The sequence below is a fragment of the Flavobacterium sp. CECT 9288 genome (assembly GCF_918731615.1).
Lineage (GTDB): Bacteria > Bacteroidota > Bacteroidia > Flavobacteriales > Flavobacteriaceae > Flavobacterium.
Map to the genome: position 1 here is coordinate 1,589,626 of NZ_OU957226.1, position 20,954 is coordinate 1,610,579.

At 34.2% G+C, this 20,954-nt stretch carries 18 protein-coding genes; 16 read left to right on the plus strand and 2 right to left on the minus strand.

What is annotated here, in order from left to right:
• The first annotated feature begins 125 nt into the window (after positions 1 to 125).
• Positions 126 to 2,102, plus strand: coding sequence for a thiamine pyrophosphate-dependent enzyme (locus tag LQ189_RS06940; protein ID WP_230155305.1), 1,977 nt, complete (start codon positions 126 to 128; stop codon positions 2,100 to 2,102).
• 278 nt (positions 2,103 to 2,380) lie between these two features.
• Positions 2,381 to 2,605, plus strand: a complete 225-nt coding sequence (locus LQ189_RS06945; protein ID WP_221916998.1) for a hypothetical protein — start codon at positions 2,381 to 2,383, stop codon at positions 2,603 to 2,605.
• Between the two features lie 32 nt (positions 2,606 to 2,637).
• Here the strand turns inward: LQ189_RS06945 and LQ189_RS06950 are convergent, their stop codons facing one another.
• A complete protein-coding gene (locus tag LQ189_RS06950; RefSeq protein WP_230155307.1) occupies positions 2,638 to 4,182 on the minus strand; it encodes a hypothetical protein in 1,545 nt (514 codons plus the stop codon).
• Positions 4,183 to 4,336: 154 nt separating this feature from the next.
• Between LQ189_RS06950 and LQ189_RS06955 the strand changes: the two genes are divergently transcribed.
• The 14 genes from LQ189_RS06955 (at position 4,337) to LQ189_RS07020 (ending at position 20,353) form a co-directional block, all read left to right on the plus strand.
• Positions 4,337 to 5,512 (plus strand): 2-isopropylmalate synthase, encoded by a 1,176-nt coding sequence (locus LQ189_RS06955; protein WP_086454457.1) that lies wholly within the window; start codon positions 4,337 to 4,339, stop codon positions 5,510 to 5,512.
• 29 nt (positions 5,513 to 5,541) lie between these two features.
• Positions 5,542 to 6,645, plus strand: coding sequence for a 3-isopropylmalate dehydrogenase (gene leuB / locus LQ189_RS06960; RefSeq protein ID WP_230155309.1), 1,104 nt, complete (start codon positions 5,542 to 5,544; stop codon positions 6,643 to 6,645).
• A 37-nt stretch (positions 6,646 to 6,682) separates the two neighbouring features.
• Entirely contained in the window at positions 6,683 to 8,356 is a 1,674-nt protein-coding gene (gene ilvD, locus LQ189_RS06965; RefSeq protein ID WP_210789611.1) for a dihydroxy-acid dehydratase, read from the plus strand.
• 136 nt (positions 8,357 to 8,492) lie between these two features.
• Positions 8,493 to 10,187: a biosynthetic-type acetolactate synthase large subunit gene (ilvB, locus tag LQ189_RS06970; protein WP_230155312.1), complete on the plus strand. Its 1,695-nt coding sequence runs from the start codon at positions 8,493 to 8,495 to the stop codon at positions 10,185 to 10,187.
• 95 nt (positions 10,188 to 10,282) lie between these two features.
• Positions 10,283 to 10,801, plus strand: a complete 519-nt coding sequence (gene ilvN, locus LQ189_RS06975; protein WP_086454453.1) for an acetolactate synthase small subunit — start codon at positions 10,283 to 10,285, stop codon at positions 10,799 to 10,801.
• Between the two features lie 52 nt (positions 10,802 to 10,853).
• Entirely contained in the window at positions 10,854 to 12,323 is a 1,470-nt protein-coding gene (gene ilvC / locus LQ189_RS06980; RefSeq protein ID WP_230155314.1) for a ketol-acid reductoisomerase, read from the plus strand.
• A gap of 491 nt (positions 12,324 to 12,814) precedes the next feature.
• Positions 12,815 to 14,722 (plus strand): acetate--CoA ligase, encoded by a 1,908-nt coding sequence (gene acs / locus LQ189_RS06985; RefSeq protein WP_230155316.1) that lies wholly within the window; start codon positions 12,815 to 12,817, stop codon positions 14,720 to 14,722.
• A gap of 131 nt (positions 14,723 to 14,853) precedes the next feature.
• Positions 14,854 to 15,984: an NAD(P)/FAD-dependent oxidoreductase gene (locus LQ189_RS06990; RefSeq protein WP_230155324.1), complete on the plus strand. Its 1,131-nt coding sequence runs from the start codon at positions 14,854 to 14,856 to the stop codon at positions 15,982 to 15,984.
• A complete protein-coding gene (locus LQ189_RS06995; RefSeq protein ID WP_230155326.1) occupies positions 15,985 to 16,695 on the plus strand; it encodes a methyltransferase domain-containing protein in 711 nt (236 codons plus the stop codon). It abuts the gene before it with no gap.
• Positions 16,692 to 17,744: a type III polyketide synthase gene (locus LQ189_RS07000; RefSeq protein ID WP_230155328.1), complete on the plus strand. Its 1,053-nt coding sequence runs from the start codon at positions 16,692 to 16,694 to the stop codon at positions 17,742 to 17,744. Before LQ189_RS06995 ends, LQ189_RS07000 begins: the two co-directional genes overlap by 4 nt.
• Positions 17,745 to 17,760: 16 nt before the next feature.
• Positions 17,761 to 18,195 carry a 3-hydroxyacyl-ACP dehydratase FabZ family protein gene (locus tag LQ189_RS07005; protein ID WP_230155329.1) on the plus strand — a complete coding sequence of 145 codons (435 nt, stop codon included), beginning with the start codon at positions 17,761 to 17,763 and terminating at the stop codon, positions 18,193 to 18,195.
• A complete protein-coding gene (locus LQ189_RS07010; RefSeq protein WP_230155330.1) occupies positions 18,196 to 19,476 on the plus strand; it encodes a beta-ketoacyl synthase in 1,281 nt (426 codons plus the stop codon). It abuts the gene before it with no gap.
• 98 nt (positions 19,477 to 19,574) lie between these two features.
• Positions 19,575 to 19,832: an acyl carrier protein gene (locus LQ189_RS07015; protein ID WP_086454947.1), complete on the plus strand. Its 258-nt coding sequence runs from the start codon at positions 19,575 to 19,577 to the stop codon at positions 19,830 to 19,832.
• Positions 19,833 to 19,858: 26 nt separating this feature from the next.
• Entirely contained in the window at positions 19,859 to 20,353 is a 495-nt protein-coding gene (locus LQ189_RS07020; protein WP_230155331.1) for a 4'-phosphopantetheinyl transferase superfamily protein, read from the plus strand.
• Positions 20,354 to 20,356: 3 nt separating this feature from the next.
• Here LQ189_RS07020 and LQ189_RS07025 read toward each other — a convergent pair whose 3' ends face one another.
• Positions 20,357 to 20,953 (minus strand): PolC-type DNA polymerase III, encoded by a 597-nt coding sequence (locus tag LQ189_RS07025; RefSeq protein ID WP_230155332.1) that lies wholly within the window; start codon positions 20,951 to 20,953, stop codon positions 20,357 to 20,359.
• Position 20,954: the final 1 nt, after the last annotated feature.

Sequence of the window (20,954 nt, forward strand, 5' to 3'; positions counted from 1 at the left end):
TACAAATGTAAAGAATAATTTTATATCTGAATTTTAAATTTTATAAACAACATGAAAAAATATAACAAAATAATACAAAACTGTTATATTTTTTTATCTTTGAGCCATACATTAAAACCGCAACCATGATCTTCGACAGAAAAAATCTTACTGACATTCAATTATTAGATTTATATAAACGAATACTAAAACCACGACTAATAGAGGAAAAAATGTTAATCCTTATTCGTCAAGGTAAAGTTTCAAAATGGTTCTCAGGAATTGGTCAAGAGGCAATTTCTGTTGGGGTTACCGCAGTTTTAGATTCAGATGAATACATTTTGCCTATGCATAGAAATTTGGGAGTATTTACAGGAAGAGATATTCCGTTATACCGCCTTTTTTCGCAATGGCAAGGCAAAGCCAATGGTTTTACAAAAGGTCGTGATCGTAGTTTTCATTTTGGCTCGCAACAATATAAAATTATCGGAATGATTTCGCATCTCGGACCACAATTGGGTGTGGCTGACGGAATTGCTTTGGCAAATAAACTTAATAAAAACGGTAAAGTTACAGCTGTTTTTACCGGTGAAGGAGCAACAAGTGAAGGGGATTTTCATGAAGCCTTGAATATTGCTTCGGTATGGGAATTACCTGTTTTATTTGTAATTGAAAATAATGGATACGGACTTTCTACACCTACAAATGAGCAATACCGCTGTGAAAATTTAGCAGATAAAGGCATTGGTTACGGAATGGAAAGTCATATTGTAGACGGAAATAATATATTGGAAGTATTTAATTTATTATCTGAATTAAAGGCTTCAATGAAAGATAATCCAAGACCTGTTCTATTGGAATTTAAAACCTTCCGAATGCGCGGGCACGAGGAGGCGAGTGGAACAAAATACGTTCCGCAGGAATTAATGGATATGTGGGCTGAAAAAGATCCTGTAGAAAACTTTAGAAACTTTTTGTCAGAGAACAAGATTCTTACAAGTGAATTTGATGAAGCACTACGATTAGAAATTAAGAAAGATATAGACGACAGTTTGGCTCTAGCCAATGCAGAACCTGAAATAGAGGCTTCCTTAACTGAAGAGCTAAATGATGTATACAAACCATTTATATATGAGGAAGTTAAACCTTCAACGGAAAAAGAAAACATCCGCTTTATAGATGCTATTTCCAGTGCTTTGAAACAGTCTATGGAGCGCTTTGAAAACTCAGTCATCATGGGGCAAGACATTGCTGAGTATGGTGGAGCATTCAAAATTACTGATGGATTTGTAGCGCAATTTGGCAAAGAGCGCGTGATCAATACACCTATTTGCGAAAGTGCAGTAGTTTCAGCGGGAATGGGACTTTCTATTAATGGTTACAAAGCGATTGTTGAAATGCAATTTGCTGATTTTGTTTCGACAGGATTCAATCCAATAGTAAATTTATTGGCCAAATCGCACTATAGATGGCTAGAAAAAGCCGATGTTGTAGTACGAATGCCTTGTGGCGGTGGAACTCAAGCGGGACCGTTTCATTCGCAAACTAATGAAGCATGGTTTACTAAAACTCCAGGTTTAAAAGTAGTTTATCCTGCCTTCCCGTATGATGCTAAAGGCTTGTTGAATGAGTCTATTAATGATCCAAATCCAGTATTGTTCTTTGAGCACAAGCAATTGTATAGAAGCGTATACCAAGACGTTCCTAAAGATTATTACACCTTACCATTAGGAAAAGCGGCTCTATTGAAAGAAGGAAATTCGGTAACTATTATCGCTTTTGGAGCGGCAGTGCATTGGGCTTTAGAAACTTTATCAAAAAATCCAGAAATTTCAGCAGATTTATTGGATTTAAGAACGCTTCAACCTTTGGATACAGAGACCATTTTTGCCTCTGTTAAAAAAACAGGAAGAGCAATAATTTATCAAGAAGATAGTTTGTTTGGGGGAATAGCTAGTGATTTATCAGCATTGATTATGGAAAATTGTTTCCAATATTTGGATGCACCAGTAAAACGAGTGGCCAGTTTAGACACGCCAATTCCTTTTACAAAAGCACTTGAAGATCAGTATTTACCAAAAGATCGTTTTAAAAATGAGCTACTTGAGTTATTAGCTTATTAAAATTAAGCAAAGTAATTCGGATTTTAAAAATATCCTAAAATCCAATAGATAATTATGAATAGGAGGATGGTTCCAAAACAACCGCCTCCTAATTTTTTTGCGCCATATCCGGCGATGATAGTTTTAAAAAATCCGTTCATATTTTTTTATTAAAAGTAACTATAAGTTTTTACATTCCAATCTTTTTATTGTTGTGCATTTTTTTCGAAAATAATTCAATTGAATTTGTAGTAACAAAATGATGTTTCTATTTTTGGAAAAAAAATAAAAACGTTGTCATGAAGCCGCTTAACGAAAAATTATTAGTCAAAGATGCCACTATAAATAAAGTACAATTTGACAAAGAATGGTTTTATAAATTAGATGATATGGCTTTTTACTTGAAAGAAGACCTTTCAGAAGTAGAATTTATTTATTTACCAATGCTTATTGATGGTGAACAAGAGTTTGTAAAATGTTCCAGTTTTGAGGATATATTGCGCGGTCGTAAAGAAATTGAATAGAAAAGGAGGCATTTTAGCCTCCTTTTTGTTTTTTACCGATTGTTTAGTTTTGCTTTTTCCTTTATTATGACGCTAATCTTGCGATTTTCTATTTTACTTTCTAACCAGGAAATGATATCGAGATATAAAAAGGCACGTTTTTCATAGGTATTTTGTTCTAATTCGACAAAACGAGTTCGCATTTTGATAAACTCTTTCTTGATATCTGTCGGATAAATAGAGTTTAAATTTTTGAGGAATTTAATAATTTCTTTTTGTACCTCATGCAAGTCGTTCATTTTGAGTAAAAACTTATACGTATTTTTGAGTTGATTTTCTAAGTAGTAATCTTTCCCTAATTCATAATGTGCTATCAAGCACAGCAAGCGTGCAAAACACATTAAATCCTCACGCATACTAAGATTTTTGTTGTTGATAATTTTCTCCAAGTACAAAATGCATTCTGCATATTTTTCGTTACCAAAATAAATAGAAGCAAATTTGTAGTAAAACAACATTTCGTGATGCTCGTCAAGGTGATCCGTATGCATTTTCAATTTATACAATACTTCTGGAATCAAATATTCACTTTCTGCAAAAGTACCTTCCAAAATGTGTAAATTAAGTTTATTGTTGTACACATATAAAAAGGACAAACTCGCAATATTATCATTTACAGGAAAGCGGGAATTTTTAATGGTTTCCTCCAGCAATTCAAGATATTCTTTGAACTTGGTTTTGTACTTCAACATATACAAGGATTCCAATAAGTAATGATTCCCTTTTAAGAAAAAAACGGGATTCAAGTATATCATACTTGGATTTTCGTAAAATAGAGTCACCCATTTTAAGGCATATTTATAACAAGACAAAAAATCTTGTACCAAAAAACTACGCCACAAATTAGCATTGTAAAACCAGTATTTTTCTCGAAAACCAAATTTATTTTGGTCGAGTTTAGCGATATGTTTTTTGAAATAATCATCAATGTAGGTATACTCTTCATCGGATTTTACGTAACCTGTTTTAAGCATGATTCCGTACAGCTGCAACGACAAATTAGATAACTTACTTGATATAGTATTGCGATAGTTCAGCTCCTTCGCTTGCACCACTAATTCATCTGCGCGGCCTTGAATACTTCGAGTAATATATTGTGATTCGATTAGTTTTTCGAATTCTACAATCTCATAGGCCATTAACTTTTCATCATTCTCCAAAGCCAAAATTTTGGTTTTATCCAAGATTTTCAAACTTTGTTTATACAAACCTTTGTTATACAAAATAGCTGCAAAATCAATTTGTTCTCGCAATTGGTAGCGCATATTTTGACTCGGAATATTTAACCGAATACTCACTAAAATTTGTTTGTACAAATAGGATTTAAGATTTGACAATTGCACTTTTTTGATACTCCCACTTTTTAAAATCAGTTTTTCATCATAAGCTTCTGATTTATCTAAAATAGTAAAGAGTTCGATAAATTTTGTATTAGAACTAGTCTCTAATCTACTTGCAAAAATTTTAAATTGTCTTTTCTCAGATTTAGAAAGGGACTTTATTAATACAAATAAAAAATCTTTTTGATGGTTAGCCATTGTAGAATAGTGTAACTTAATGTTTTAATAATCAGTATTTTATAAAGTTTAAATACCCCTTATGAGCAGTATATTTCAGGAAATAGTGTTTTCTATCCAACTAATGAAAGATATTTTTGTTTCAAGTTGTGCAAATTACATTAAATAAATTAAAATGAATAGAGAGAAAGTTCAAATTTTTGATACCACCTTACGTGATGGAGAGCAAGTCCCAGGATGTAAGTTAGACAGCAACCAAAAATTAGTGATTGCAAATCGATTGGATGAAATGGGTGTAGACATTATTGAAGCTGGTTTCCCTGTTTCTAGTCCAGGTGATTTTTTATCTGTTTCAGAAATAAGTAAGGTTGTTAAAAATGCCGTAGTTTGCGGATTAACTCGCGCTGTAAAAAATGATATTGATGTAGCCGCACAAGCGCTTCAATATGCCAAAAAACCTAGAATTCATACAGGTATCGGAACTTCTGATTCCCATATTTTCCATAAATTAAATACAACCAAAGAAGATATTATTTTACGTGCCAAAGCGGCCGTAGCTCATGCCAAATCCTATGTAGAAGATGTAGAGTTTTACGCTGAAGATGCTGGAAGGACCGATAATGAATTTTTAGCACGAGTCTGTGAAGAAGTTATTAAATCAGGAGCTACCGTATTAAATATTCCAGATACAACTGGGTATTGTTTGCCAGAAGAATATGGTGCAAAGATTAAATATCTCAAAGAAAATGTAAAAGGTATTGAAAACGTGGTTTTATCGTGTCATTGTCATAATGATCTAGGAATGGCAACCGCCAATTCAATCGCAGGTGCTATAAATGGCGCTAGACAAATAGAATGTACAATAAACGGGATAGGAGAGCGAGCAGGAAATACGGCACTTGAAGAAGTGGTAATGATTTTCAAACAGCATCCGTATTTAAATTTAGATACCAATATTAATACTCGACAATTGAACGAAATGAGTCGATTGGTTAGTGAAAGTATGGGAATGATTGTACAGCCCAACAAAGCAATTGTTGGGGCAAATGCCTTTGCACATAGTTCCGGAATTCATCAAGATGGAGTTATAAAAAATAGAGCTACTTATGAAATCATGGATCCGCTTGAAGTGGGTGTAAATGAATCTTCGATTGTATTGACCGCCCGAAGTGGTAGAGCAGCATTGGCTTACAGAGCAAAAAAAGTAGGTTATGAATTGACTAAAATGCAACTTGATGTGGTTTACATTGAGTTCTTAAAATTTGCTGATATTAAAAAAGAAGTAGTAGATCAGGACATTCATCAAATAATTGAAGCTTGTAAAATCAATAAGGAGTTAGTTTTAAATTAAACAAATCCCCTAAACTAAAATCAAATATTATGAACTTAAAAATAGCAGCACTTGCAGGAGATGGAATAGGACCAGAAGTAATTTTACAAGCCAAGAAAGCTTTGTATGCTATTGGTGTCGTTTTCGATCATGAATTTGTTTTTGAGGATGCCTTAATTGGGTCGATTGCAATAGAAAAGACGGGAAATCCATTACCGGAACAAACTTTAAATCTTTGTTTAAATACGGATGCCGTGTTATTTGGCGCCGTAGACGATACTGTTTCAAGTACTAAATTACGTCCTATTCAAGGTTTATTAAATCTGCGTCAAGCCCTCGGTTTATATGCAAACATTAGACCTGTAAAGCCTTATGCCGACTTACTTGATTTGTCTCCATTAAAAAGAAAGATAATTGAAAATACTGATTTCATCATCTTTAGAGAAATATCAGGAGGATCGTATTTCAGTGAGAAAAAAAGCAATGAAACAGGCACTTTTGCCTCTGATCTTTGCGAATACTCTGAAGAAGAAATTATCCGAATCAGTCATTTAGCTTTTCGAACTGCTCAAAAAAGAAACAAAAAATTAACCTTAGTTGACAAGGCAAATATATTAGAAACCTCGCGTTTGTGGCGCAAGGTTGTCACTGAACTAGCTGAAGGCTACCCAGACGTTGTTCTAGAATTTTTACTAGCGGATGCTGCTGCAATGCAAATCATAATTAATCCAAAACATTTTGATGTGATTTTAACAGAGAATTTATTTGGAGATATTTTATCTGACGAAGCTAGTGTTATTACGGGTACAATTGGATTGTTACCATCGGCTTCTTTAGGAAGTTCATCGGCGCTTTTTGAACCCATTCATGGTTCTTTTCCAGAAGGAAAAAATAAAAACATTGCCAATCCTATTGCCTCAATTATTTCAGCAGCAATGTTATTAGAGCACTTTGGCTTGCATGCCGAATCATTAAAAGTGTACGAAGCGGTGCAAAAAGCAATTGAATTAAATGTAGTCACCGCTGATTTGAATCCGTATTCTAAATTCGGAACTAATGAAGTAGGCGATTTTATTGCAAATTATATTCTTAGCAAAGACGATTTATATTTTAAGAGCGATAACGTGTACATCGGTCAGTCAACCATAGTTTAAAACAAACAAAACTATTTTCAAAAACGAAACATCAATAATGGAATTAAATAAATACAGCAAAACGATTACTCAAGACGAAACGCAACCTGCAGCGCAAGCCATGTTGTACGGAATTGGTTTAACTGAAGCTGATTTGAATAAAGCCCAAGTGGGTATAGTAAGTATGGGATATGAGGGAAATCCCTGTAACATGCATCTTAATGATTTAGCAAAAGACATTAAAACTGGGGTTTGGCAAGAAGATTTAGTAGGATTGATTTTTAATACAATCGGAGTGAGTGACGGAATGTCAAACGGTACCGATGGTATGCGTTTTTCATTGGTGTCTCGAGATGTTATTGCTGATTCTATCGAAACAGTTGTAGGAGCGCAGTGGTACGATGCCGTGATTGCCATTCCGGGTTGCGATAAAAATATGCCAGGTTCAGTTATGGCAATGGGACGCCTTAATCGTCCTTCGATCATGGTGTACGGAGGTAGCATCCATTCTGGAAAATGGAAAGGAGAATCACTAAACATTGTATCGGCTTTTGAAGCCCTTGGGAAAAAGTTTAACAATACGATTTCACCTGAGGATTTCAAAGGTGTAATTCAAAATTCCTGTCCTGGTGCGGGTGCTTGTGGCGGAATGTATACAGCAAACACCATGTCCTCAGCTATCGAAGCTTTGGGAATGAGTTTACCTTACAGCTCGTCGAATCCAGCTTTAAGCCCAGAAAAAAAGCAAGAATGCCTTGATGCGGGCAAAGCCATTAAAATTCTGTTAGAAAAAGATATCAAACCTAAAGATATCATGACGCGCGAAGCCTTTGAAAATGCCATTACAATGGTAGCAGTTTTAGGCGGATCAACCAATGCTGTGATGCATTTAATCGCTATGGCGCATTCAGTAGATATCGAAATCACTTTGGATGATTTTCAAAGAATTAGTGACAAAACGCCTTTGCTTGCCGACTTAAAACCTAGCGGAAAATACCTCATGGAAGACCTTCATGCGGTAGGCGGAGTTCCTGCTGTCATGAAATATTTATTAAAAGAAGGTCTATTACACGGACATTGTTTGACGGTTACGGGTAAAACTTTAGCCGAAAACTTAGCTTCTGTACCTGACTTAAATGATGGTCAAGATGTTATTCATAAAATTCAAAAAGCATTAAAAAGTACTGGAAATATTCAAATTTTATATGGAAATCTAGCTTCTGAAGGCTGTGTGGCTAAAATTAGCGGTAACGAAGGCGAATATTTCGAAGGCGATGCTATTGTTTTTGAAAATGAGCATGATGTAATTAAAGGTGTCCGAAATGGAGAGGTTAAACCCGGAAATGTAGTCGTCATTAGATACTGCGGACCAAAAGGTGGGCCAGGAATGCCTGAAATGCTAAAACCTACGTCAGCCATTATGGGTGCAGGTTTAGGAAAAAGTGTTGCTTTGATTACAGATGGCAGATTTTCTGGTGGTTCGCACGGTTTTGTAGTAGGACATATTACTCCCGAAGCTTATGATGGTGGCGGTATTGCATTAGTTCAAAATGGGGATATTATCACCATTGATGCAGTCAAAAACACCATCAATCTTAAAATTTCGGATGAGGAATTTGCAAATCGAAAATCACAATGGAAACAACCAGAAACACCAATAAAAAAAGGTGTTTTACTAAAATATATTCGGTCAGTTTCAAGCGCCTCAACAGGTTGCGTAACTGATAAATAAAAACCAATAGCAATTTCAAAAGGCAATATCAACAGTGTAATTATTTAATTGTTAGTATCACAAATTTTGAAATTGATATTGAAATTACTGTTGCTTCTGAAATTTATAAGAGGCAGCAGCTAAATAAAAATAGAAAATGGAAAATAATAAAATATCTGGTGCAGAAGCCGTTATAAAATGCTTGCTAGAAGAGGGCGTAGATGTAATTTACGGCTATCCTGGCGGAGCAATCATGCCGGTTTATGATGAACTATACAAATTTAAAGACGAATTACATCACGTATTGGTGCGTCACGAGCAAGGAGCTACGCACGCTGCACAAGGATACGCACGCGCAACTGGTAAAGTAGGCGTTGCAATTGCGACTTCTGGCCCTGGAGCTACCAATTTAGTTACTGGAATTGCTGATGCTCAAATCGATTCGACACCAATGGTTTGCATCACAGGTCAAGTTGGTAAACATTTATTGGGTTCGGATGCATTTCAAGAAACTGATATTATCGGAATTTCAACTCCAGTTACCAAATGGAATTACCAAATTACCGAAGCATCTGAAATCCCAGAAATAATAGCGAAAGCATTTTACATCGCCAAATCGGGTCGTCCTGGTCCGGTATTAATTGACATTACCAAAAATGCGCAGTTTGATGAAATGGAATTCAGGTACAAAAAATGTACAAGTATTCGAAGTTATCATCCCAAACCAATACTTAATATATATAAGGTACAGGAAGCCGCAGCTTTAATTAATAACGCTAAAAAACCTTTTATTATTTGGGGTCAAGGTGTCATTTTGAGCCAAGCCGAAGCCGAATTAAAAGCTTTGGTAGAAAAATCAGGTATTCCAGCTGCATGGACTATTTTAGGTTTATCAGCATTACCAACTTCCCACCCGTTAAATGTAGGAATGGTAGGAATGCATGGTAATTACGGCCCCAATGTACTCACAAATGAATGTGATGTATTGATTGCTCTGGGAATGCGTTTTGATGACCGCGTAACCGGAAACCTTGCTACCTATGCCAAGCAAGCCAAAATAATTCATTTTGAAATTGATCCAGCGGAAGTGGATAAAAACGTAAAAACAGATGTAGCCGTGGTAGCCGATTTGAAAGAATCTTTAACCGCTTTGCTACCGCTTATTGAAAACAATACGCATGATTCTTGGCACAATGAATTCAAAGCTAAATATGAAATTGAATTAGAAGCTGTCATAAATGAGGAGTTGCAACCCAAGAAGGAAGGAATTTCAATGGGTGAAACGATCGAAATGATTAACAAACACTCAAAAGGAGATGCTATTTTGGTTTCGGATGTGGGGCAACACCAAATGTTTGCTTGCCGTTACGGGAAATTCAATTCTACCAAAAGTAATGTCACATCCGGTGGTCTAGGAACGATGGGATTTGCATTACCTGCGGCAATTGGAGCGAAAATGGGAATGCCAAATCGTGAAGTAGTAGCTATAATTGGTGATGGTGGATTTCAAATGACCATTCAAGAATTAGGAACTATTTTCCAGACCAAAGTTCCCGTTAAAATTGTGGTTTTGAACAATGAGTTTTTAGGAATGGTCCGTCAGTGGCAGCAATTGTTTTTTGACAAAAGATACGCTTCTACCGAAATGATCAATCCAAATTTTATTGCTATTGCCGAAGGCTATTACATAAAAGCAAAAAAAGTCACTAAAAGAGAAGATTTAGATAGCGCTGTCGCAGAAATGTTAGCATCACCAGATTCTTATTTCTTAGAAGTGATGGTTGAAAAAGAAAATAATGTATTCCCAATGATCCCAACAGGAGCATCGGTATCGGACATTCGTTTGTCCTAAATAGTTTAAAGTTTGGAGTTTAAAGTTGTTAGAACCTGAAAATAATGTTGCGCAACTTTAAACTTTAAACGCATAAACTTTAAACATAAAAAAAAATGGAAAATAAAACATTTACCATCTCCGTATATTCAGAGAACAACGTGGGTTTATTGAACAGAATATCAGGTATATTCTTAAAACGCCACATCAATATTTTAAGTTTAAACGTGTCTGAATCCGAAATTGAAAACGTGTCTCGATTTATAATCGTGGTAAACACTACTGAAAAATGGGTACATAATATTGTGGGTCAAATTGAAAAACAAATTGAAGTAATCAAGGCGTTTTACCACGTTGACGAAGAAACAATTTTTCTTGAAAACGCGCTTTTCAAAATAGAATCCAGTTTACTTTTTGACGAAAAACAAATTCAAAATATTATCAAAGAAAGTCATTCTGAAATTGTGACTGTAGCACGTGATTTTTTTGTGATTTCAAAATCAGGACAACGTGCTGAAATTCAAGATTTATACGAAAAGCTTCGTCCATTTGGAATCATGCAATTTGTTCGGTCAGGCCGAATTTCAGTCTCTAAAGAAAAAATGCAAATTTCAGCTATGCTAGAGCAATTATAATTGATCAAAAAAAACATAAAACTAAACCTATACTTTTCTTAAAAAATAAAAAATGGCAAATTATTTCAACTCACTACCACTTCGATTACAATTAGAACAATTAGGCGTTTGCGAATTCATGGACCAATCTGAATTTTCAGACGGTATCAATGCATTGGCAGGCAAAAAGGTTGTAATTGTGGGGTGTGGAGCCCAAGGTTTAAACCAAGGCTTGAATATGAGAGACTCCGGTTTAGATATTTCATACGCCTTACGTGCGGATGCAATTGCAGAAAAAAGAGCCTCTTTTAACAACGCATTCGATCACGGATTTACGGTTGGCACGTACGAAGAATTAATTCCAACTGCTGATTTGGTTTGTAATCTAACACCAGATAAGCAACACACAGCTGTAGTAACTGCTATTATGCCTTTGATGAAAAAGGGAGCTACTTTGGCGTATTCACATGGTTTTAATATTGTAGAAGAAGGAATGCAAATTCGCAAGGATATCACAGTTATCATGTGTGCTCCAAAATGTCCTGGATCAGAAGTTCGTGAAGAGTACAAGCGTGGTTTTGGTGTACCAACTCTAATTGCAGTACATCCCGAAAATGATCCAGAAAATGTAGGTTTGGCTCAAGCCAAAGCTTATGCAGTAGCTACAGGAGGTCATAGAGCAGGAGTTTTGCTTTCCTCTTTCGTAGCGGAAGTAAAGTCTGATTTAATGGGTGAACAAACCATTTTGTGTGGCATGTTGCAAACCGGATCTATTTTGTGTTTTGATAAAATGGTGGAAGAGGGTATTGAGCCTGCTTATGCCTCGAAACTAATTCAGTACGGCTGGGAAACGATTACTGAAGCTCTAAAACATGGCGGAATTACAAACATGATGGATCGTCTTTCTAATCCTGCTAAAATTGAAGCTTTTCGTTTGGCCGATGAGCTAAAAGAAATCATGCGCCCGTTATTTCAAAAGCACATGGATGATATCATTTCGGGTGAATTTTCAAAAAACATGATGATTGACTGGGCAAATGATGATGTAAATCTTTTAACTTGGAGAGCGGCAACGGCTCAAACTAATTTTGAAAAAACAGCTCCAACTGCAGCTCATATTTCGGAGCAAGAATATTTTGATCATGGTACTTTACTAATTGCGATGGTGAAGGCAGGAGTAGAATTGGCTTTTGAGACTATGACCGAATCTGGAATTATCGAAGAATCTGCATATTACGAATCATTGCATGAATTGCCTTTGATTGCAAATACTGTTGCTCGAAAAAAATTATATGAAATGAACCGAATCATTTCTGACACAGCAGAGTATGGTTGTTATTTATTTGATCACGCTTGCAAACCATTATTGGGTGATTTTATGAAAACCGTAAATACAAATGTAATTGGTAAATCATTTGCAACTTCAAACGGAGTTGATAACAGCGTATTGATTGCGGTAAATAAAACCATTAGACAACATCCAATTGAAGAAGTTGGGGAATGGCTTCGTACTTCTATGACTGCTATGAAAAAAATAGGATAGCTTCAATATAATTTACCACATATGAGGATGTGGCGGGATTGGCATTATATCATTTATTATAATAATATCTTGAGTTAGTTAAAAAGTGTTACAATGATCAACAGATATGGATGCTTTTACATTCACTTAACTTTGATTTTTTCAAAGTTAAGTGAGGCAATCCCATTATTAATCAAAAAATGAATTTTGGGAACTTAATTCATTTTATGATTAGTATTGAATCCTTTTGTGAATCGTTTTCTTAAACTTTAGAAAACGCTTTTGAAAAAAAATTAATTGTTTTTATATATTTTTGTTTGCAACTAGGCGCGAAGATTTTTTCTTTTGTGCCTTTTTGTATACTTGAACTTTTATTCAAAATCAATTAAAACAAGTTAATTGCTAATAAAATCAGTCTAAATTTTTCACTTTTACTTTTTTTTAGCAGTATTTATGATTTAAATAATTTTCTCAATAGACATAGATTTAATACTTTTATAAAAAATTACACTATGAGTTACTACAAAATTGACAATCTAGAACAATACTTCAAGCATTATAATAAATCAGTACGTGAACCTAGAAAATTTTGGGGAAAAATAGCCGAAGAAAATTTTACATGGTACCAGCAATGGGATAAGGTTGTTGAGTTTAATATGGCCGAAGCCGATATAAAATGGTTCACCGAAGCTAAGGTTAATATTGTTAAAAATTGTATCGATAGGCACTTGGCCAAAAGAGGCGAAAAAACCGCTATAATTTTTGAACCAAATAATCCAGATGAAGAAGCTCTGCATATAACCTATAATGAGTTACACCAAAGAGTGTGTAAAATGGCTAATGTTTTGCGTGAACAAGGCATCAAAAAAGGAGATCGCGTTTGTATTTATCTACCAATGATTCCTGAGTTAGCTGTTTCAGTTCTTGCTTGTGCTCGTATTGGTGCAATTCACTCTGTAGTTTTTGCTGGATTTTCAGCATCGGCAGTAGCCAGTCGTATTAATGATAGTTCTTGCAAAATGGTGATAACGGCTGACGGTGGTTTTAGAGGAAACAAAACAATAGACTTGAAAAGTATTATTGATGAAGCAATAGAGAAGTGTACATCTGTCGAAAAAGTTTTAGTTGCCAAAAGAATTCATTCTAATGTTACTATGGTTGAAGATCGTGATCAATGGCTTCAACCATTATTAGATCAAGCCTCAGACAATAATGTTGCCGAAATAATGGATGCCGAAGATCCTTTATTCATTTTATACACATCTGGTTCTACTGGAAAACCAAAAGGAATGGTACATACCACAGCGGGTTACATGGTGTATACGGCGTATACTTTCAAAAATGTTTTTAACTACGAAGAAAGTGATGTGTTCTGGTGCACGGCTGATATCGGTTGGATCACGGGTCATTCCTATATACTTTACGGACCATTATTGAACGGTGCAACGACCGTTATTTTTGAAGGAGTTCCTTCTTATCCTGACTTTAGTCGTTTTTGGGAGGTAATCGAAAAACATAAAATCACTCAATTTTATACCGCGCCAACTGCCATTCGTTCTTTGGCGAAAGAAAATATAGAATTTGTACAAAAATATCCTTTAAAATCTTTAAAAGTAATTGGTTCTGTTGGAGAACCTATCAATGAAGAGGCTTGGCACTGGTACAACGATCATGTTGGGGACAAAAGATGTCCAGTTGTAGATACTTGGTGGCAAACAGAAACAGGAGGAATTATGATTGCACCAATTGCTTTTGTAACGCCCACAAAACCAACTTATGCAACTTTGCCTCTTCCTGGAGTTCAAGCGGTATTAATGGATGACAAGCGCAACGAAATTGAAGGCAATCAAGTCGTTGGAAGTTTGTGTATCAAATTTCCTTGGCCAGGAATTGCCAGAACAATTTGGGGCGATCATCAAAGATATAAAGACACGTATTTTTCTGCATTTCCAGGTAAGTTTTTTACTGGTGATGGTGCTTTGCGTGACGAAGTAGGATATTACAGAATTACTGGAAGAGTTGATGATGTGGTTATTGTATCGGGGCATAATTTGGGGACAGCTCCAATTGAGGATGCAATTAATGAACATCCTGCGGTAGCTGAATCAGCAATTGTAGGCTTTCCGCATGATATTAAAGGAAATGCTTTGTACGGTTTTGTTATTTTAAAAGAAACTGGGGAAACGCGTAATAAAGAAAATTTAAGTAAAGAAATCAATCAGCATATTTCAGATCATATCGGACCTATTGCTAAGTTGGATAAAATTCAGTTTGTTTCTGGTTTACCAAAAACGCGCTCTGGAAAAATTATGAGGCGAATTTTACGTAAAATTGCCGAAGGAGATTATTCTAACTTTGGTGACATTACAACTTTATTAAATCCTGAAATTGTTGAAGAAATTAAAGAAGGAAAAGTTTAAATATAAGAATAGCCGTTTTATTTTAAAGCGGCTTTTTTTTGTTGCTCTATTTTTTTAGACCATAATTATGTAAGTTTTTTTAAGTTTTATATAGCAAATGGTAATAAACTTATCCATAAATTTACTTCCAGATGAAAGACAAAGAAGTACTTATTATTGGTGGTGGTTTAGCTGGTTTGACTGCTGCAATTCATTTGTCTAAAAATGGACTTCAAGTAACGGTTATTGAAAAAAATGGTTTTCCAAAACATAAAGTTTGTGGAGAATATATTTCTAACGAAGTTTTACCTTATTTCAACTGGCTTGGTCTTGACCTATCTCATTTAAATCCTACACATATTACTATTCTTGAATTTTCAACATCAAGTGGAAAAACTATTAAAAGTAATCTCCCGCTTGGAGGTTTTGGCATTAGTCGTTTTGCATTGGATTATTACTTGTATCAAAAAGCAATCAAAAATGGTTGTACCTTTTTGCAAGATACTGTAGAGGAAATTGTCTATTCAAACAATGAATTTAATGTTAGAACAGTAAATAATAGTATTTTAAAATCTGAAATTGTTATTGGTGCTTTTGGTAAACGTTCTAATATTGACCAAAAAATGAACCGGGATTTCATAACTAAAAAGTCTCATTGGTTGGCAGTTAAGGCGCATTATAAGGGTGATTTCCCTAATGATTTAGTAGGGCTTCATAATTTCAAAGGTGGATATTGTGGCGTCTCTAAAGTGGAAAATGATAGTATTAATATATGTTATCTTGCAGATTATGATACATTTAAAAAATATAAAAATATTGAAGAGTTTCAAAGTCATGTTCTAAAGCAAAACCCTCATTTGAACGAAATTTTCAAAAAAACAAAAATGCTTTTTGAAAAACCATTAACGATAAGCCAAGTATCGTTTGAAAAAAAACAAGCTGTTGAGAATCATATTTTAATGATTGGAGATACTGCAGGACTTATTCATCCTTTATGCGGCAACGGAATGGCAATGGCAATTCATAGTGCTAAAATTGTTTCAGAATTAGTTGATAAATACTATACCAGTGAAATTAAATCTCGAGAAAAATTAGAAGAAGAATACATACAGGAATGGAATTTCAACTTTAAAGATCGACTAAAAATGGGTCGGTTTTTATCAAATATTTTGCAAAACCAAAAACTTTCAGGGGTATTAATGCGTTTATTAAGTATATTTCCTTTTTTATTACCTAAAATAATTAAAAAAACACACGGAAAACCAATCCTTTTACAATCTTAAATGGCATTAAATACTAAGTATAGAACTGATAAACCAGAAATAATGGACGATTTTGCCTTAGAAGGCGAGATTTTACGTGATGCTTTAGACAAAATAGCAAAAATTAATCAACTATTAGGTGGAAATAAGTTAACGTTAAAAGGAGTACAAGAACTTCTTAAACAATCTAAAAAAGAAGAAGTTACAATTGTGGATGTAGGTTGTGGCAATGGTGATATGCTGCGAACTTTAGCTGATTTTGGCATTAGTAACAAACTAAATTTTAAGTTGATAGGTATTGATGCTAACAATTTTACAATTTCTCATGCAATACAATTATCAGAAAAATATACGAATATCAGTTATCGGTGTGAAGATATTTTTAAGGATTCTTTTAAGGAATTAAAATACGATATTGTCTTGTGCACATTAACATTACATCATTTCAAAAACCATGAAATTGAAGATTTATTAAAAGTTTTCTATAAGAATTCATCGATAGGAATTGTAATTAATGATTTACATCGAAGTCCAATTGCATACCGCTTATTTCAAGCATTATGTTTCGTGTTTCAATTAAATGATATGTCTAGAGAGGATGGATTAACTTCGATTTTAAGAGGTTTTAAAAAAGAAGAATTAGTAGATTTCTCAAAAAAATTAAATTTTAAAAGGTATACAATTCACTGGCGATGGGCTTTTAGATACCAATGGATAATTTCAAAAATATGAGCGTAAAAATCAAAACAGTTACTAAACAGTTACCCAAATATTCTAAAAATACGGATGAAATTATCCCTTTTTTGGATGCTTGGCTTGTAGGGCAAGACGAGCGTTTTATTAGAAAAGTAAAGAAAATTTTTGAAGGAGCTGCAGTTGATAAACGATATTCTATTATGGATCCAATTGAAGTGTTTACCAAAACTTCTTTTGAAGAAAGAAATGACATCTATGTACGCGAAGTGATTGATTTAGGCGAAAAAGTTTTAGAAAAAGCCTTAAAAAAAGCCAGCTGGAACCCTGAAGATTTAGATTACATTATCACAGTAAGTTGCACTGGAATTATGATTCCGTCACTGGATGCCTATTTAATTAATAAGTTAAAACTACGCCATGATATAGTGCGACTTCCAGTTACTGAAATGGGTTGTGCTGCTGGAATTTCGGGGATAATTTATGCTAAAAACTTTTTGCAGGCTAATCCCGGAAAACGTGCCGCTGTAATTGCAGTTGAAAGTCCAACAGCTACATTTCAATTGGATGATTTTTCTATGGCCAATATTGTGAGTGCCGCCATTTTTGGTGACGGAGCAGCTTGCGTTTTATTATCTTCTCATGAGGACGATGAAGGTCCAGAAATTCTAGCTGAAGAGATGTATCATTTTTATGACAACATACACATGATGGGCTTCAAATTAACGAATTCTGGATTGCAAATGGTCTTGGATATTGAAGTTCCCGAAACGATTGCTTCGCATTTCCCTGATATTATTCATCCCTTTTTAGAAAAATATAATTTAAAAATGGAAGATATTGATCATTTGATTTTTCATCCTGGAGGAAAGAAAATAGTACAAACAGTAGAAAGTTTATTTTCAAATTTGGGTAAAAATATAGACGATACAAAAGAGGTTTTACGATTGTACGGAAACATGTCTAGTGCAACGGTTTTATATGTTTTAGAACGAATAATGGACAATCAGCCTAAAAAAGGGGAGAGGGGTTTAATGTTAAGTTTTGGTCCAGGATTTTCTGCCCAAAGAGTTTTGTTACAATTTTAATTCACTTTTAAATATAATGACAAACCAAGAGATCATATCCAAGTTACCGTATTCTAAACCGTTTCTCTTTGTAGACGAAATAATTTCAATTGATGAAAATGGAGTAGAAGGAACCTATACTTTTGATGAAAATCTTGATTTTTATATAGGACATTTTAAAGACAATCCAGTGACACCAGGAGTAATCTTGACAGAGGTGATGGCACAAATTGGTCTAGTATGTTTAGGTGTATTTTTATTAAATGAAAGCTTAACTAAAAACATAGTAATTGGCTTAACATCTACAGATATTGAATTTTTAAAACCTGTTTTTCCTAACGAAAAAGTAACCGTTTTTTCCCAGAAAATTTATTTCAGATTCGGAAAATTAAAATGTAAAGTAATCATGAAAAATGAAAAAGAAGAAGTGGTGTGTACAGGAACAATTGCTGGAATGATAATTTCTAAATAAATGAAAAAGAGAGTTGTTATTACTGGGCTAGGTGTTGTTGCTCCGAATGGAGTTGGACTTGATGCGTTTACACATGCCATCAAAAACGGAATTTCAGGAATTAAGCATGAACCAGAATTGGAACGATTGAAATTTTCTTGTCAAATAGCGGGAAAACCTGAAATTTCTAATGAATTAGCTTTACACTATTTTTCAGAACTAGAGTTAAGAAATTTCAATTCATCTGGAATTTTGTATGGTGTAATAGCGGGTATTGATGCATGGAAAGATGCCGGATTATCTTTAGAAATAAATGAAGAACCAGATTGGGACAGCGGAACTATTTTTGGAACTGGAACATCTGGGATTGAAAAATTTCGTGAAAGCATCTATAAAATTGATGATTATCAAACCAGAAGATTGGGTAGTACTGCCGTAGCGCAAACTATGAATAGTGGTGTAAGCGCTTATTTAGGAGGTAAATTAGGTTTAGGTAATCAAGTCACTACAAATTCCTCGGCCTGCACAACGGGTACAGAAAGCATTTTGATGGCCTATGACCGCATAAAATCAGGTCAAGCCACACGTATACTAGCAGGAAGCACTAGTGATTCTGGCCCATACATTTGGGGCGGATTTGATGCGATGAAAGTATGTACTTTTAAGCATAATTACCATCCAGAACACGGCTCAAGGCCAATGTCAGTAAGCGCTTCGGGTTTTGTACCCGGAAGTGGAGCAGGAGCTTTAGTTTTGGAAGATTTACAAACAGCACTTGCAAGAAACGCAACCATTTACGCAGAAGTTTTGGGAGGCAATTTAAATTCAGGTGGTCAACGCGGTTTAGGAACAATGACTGCTCCAAATCCTGTTGCTGTGCAGAAATGTATTCAAAATGCCTTAACAAATGCTGGAATTTCAGCAAATGAAGTTGATGCAATCAACGGACATTTAACAGCTACATCAAAAGATAGTTTAGAAATTCAGAATTGGAGTGAAGCTTTGGGCAGAAAAGGAAAAGATTTTCCGTATATAAACTCGTTGAAATCAATGGTAGGCCATTGTTTGTCTGGGGCGGGTAGTATAGAAAGTGTGGCATCGGTATTGCAATTGCATCATGGATTTGTTTTTCCGAATATTAATTGTGACGATTTGCATCCCGAAATTACAACAATAATTGATGAATCGAGAGTACCACAACAACTAATAGAAAAAGAATTAAATATCATTGCTAAAGCTAGTTTTGGTTTTGGTGATGTAAATGGGTGTGTAATATTTAAGAAATATAAATCCCATAATTAACCATTAAAAAAGGGAATGAAGCCTTGGTCAAAATTATTAAATAGTAATTAGGAATGACTTTTAAAATTTTAAAAACTCTAAATTAAACAACATTAAGTATGAATAAAGAACAAACCATTCAAGAATTAAAAAATATAGTAAAACCATACATTCAAAATCAAGAAGCATTTGATTTAATGACTATTAATACTGATTTTATAAATGATTTAAAGATAAACTCAGCAAATTTAGTGGATGTAATTTTAGACATAGAGGAGAAGTACGATATTATAATTGATAATGAAGCTATGGAACGCATGATCAACGTAGAGGCAGCATTAGAAATTATTGAGGCAAAATTATCCGAGAAAAACTAACAATTGCAAAATTAAAAATTTGTAAAATGATTGGAAACGATATTGTAGATTTGGCTTTAGCCAAAAAAGAAAGTAACTGGAAACGTAACGGATATTTAGATAAAATTTTTACTGCAAAAGAGCAATTCTTAATCAAAAATGCTGTTGATTCAGATTTAATGGTTTGGAATTTATGGACTAGAAAAGAAGCAGCCTATAAAATTTTTAATAGAGAAACAGGTAAAAGAGGCTTTTTTCCATTACTTTTAGAGTGTATCCTTGATGATGAAAAAACCGGAAAAGTGGTTATTCTAGATAAAAGCTATTTCACTAAAACTATTATAGATGATAACGCTGTTTATTCTGTTGCTGTAATTCATGAGCTTGATTTCAAAAAAGTAACAATCATAAATCCAGAAACAGCATCAATTGTAAAAAAGAATTCTATTCCATTTATCATTGATGCTGCTACATCAACAGAAAAACCAATTTCTATTACACATCACGGTAGGTTTTGGAAAGGGGTAATGCTTGTTGGCTAAGTGTTATTTAATACCTAATCTAGATTTTAATTTTAAAAACAACAGCGCTGTTTTATATGCATCATCTGCAGCAGAATTGCGATCACTAACCGGAATTTTATAAAACTCACATAGCTCATCAAGCGGACAGTCTTTATCAGTACTATCTTGAAGTTTTCTATGCATAACATCAATGTCTAGTGCTTCATTTTTCAACCTTCCACAATCCATTCTTTCTAAAGCTTCATTGATCATATCTACATCAAAATCAACATGGTGTCCTACTAGAACTGCATTGCCTATAAACTCTAAAAATGACTTTAAGGCTTCGGGCTCACTAACTTTTTTAATTTTACTTTCTACTAAAAATTCATTAGTTAAACCGTTGTCATGAAAATATTTATACTGTGTTAAAACAGCCTCAAAATTATCCCCAACCAAAATTGAATTATTAACCACCGAAAAAGATCCAATAGATAAAATAACATCATTTTTAGGATTTAAACCCGTAGTTTCAGTTGAAAACACAACAAATCTGGATGATTTTTTATCAAATTTAGCTACATAAGCTTTCCAGAAATCTGGATATTCTTTATTGATATTTTTTAACCAATCTAACATA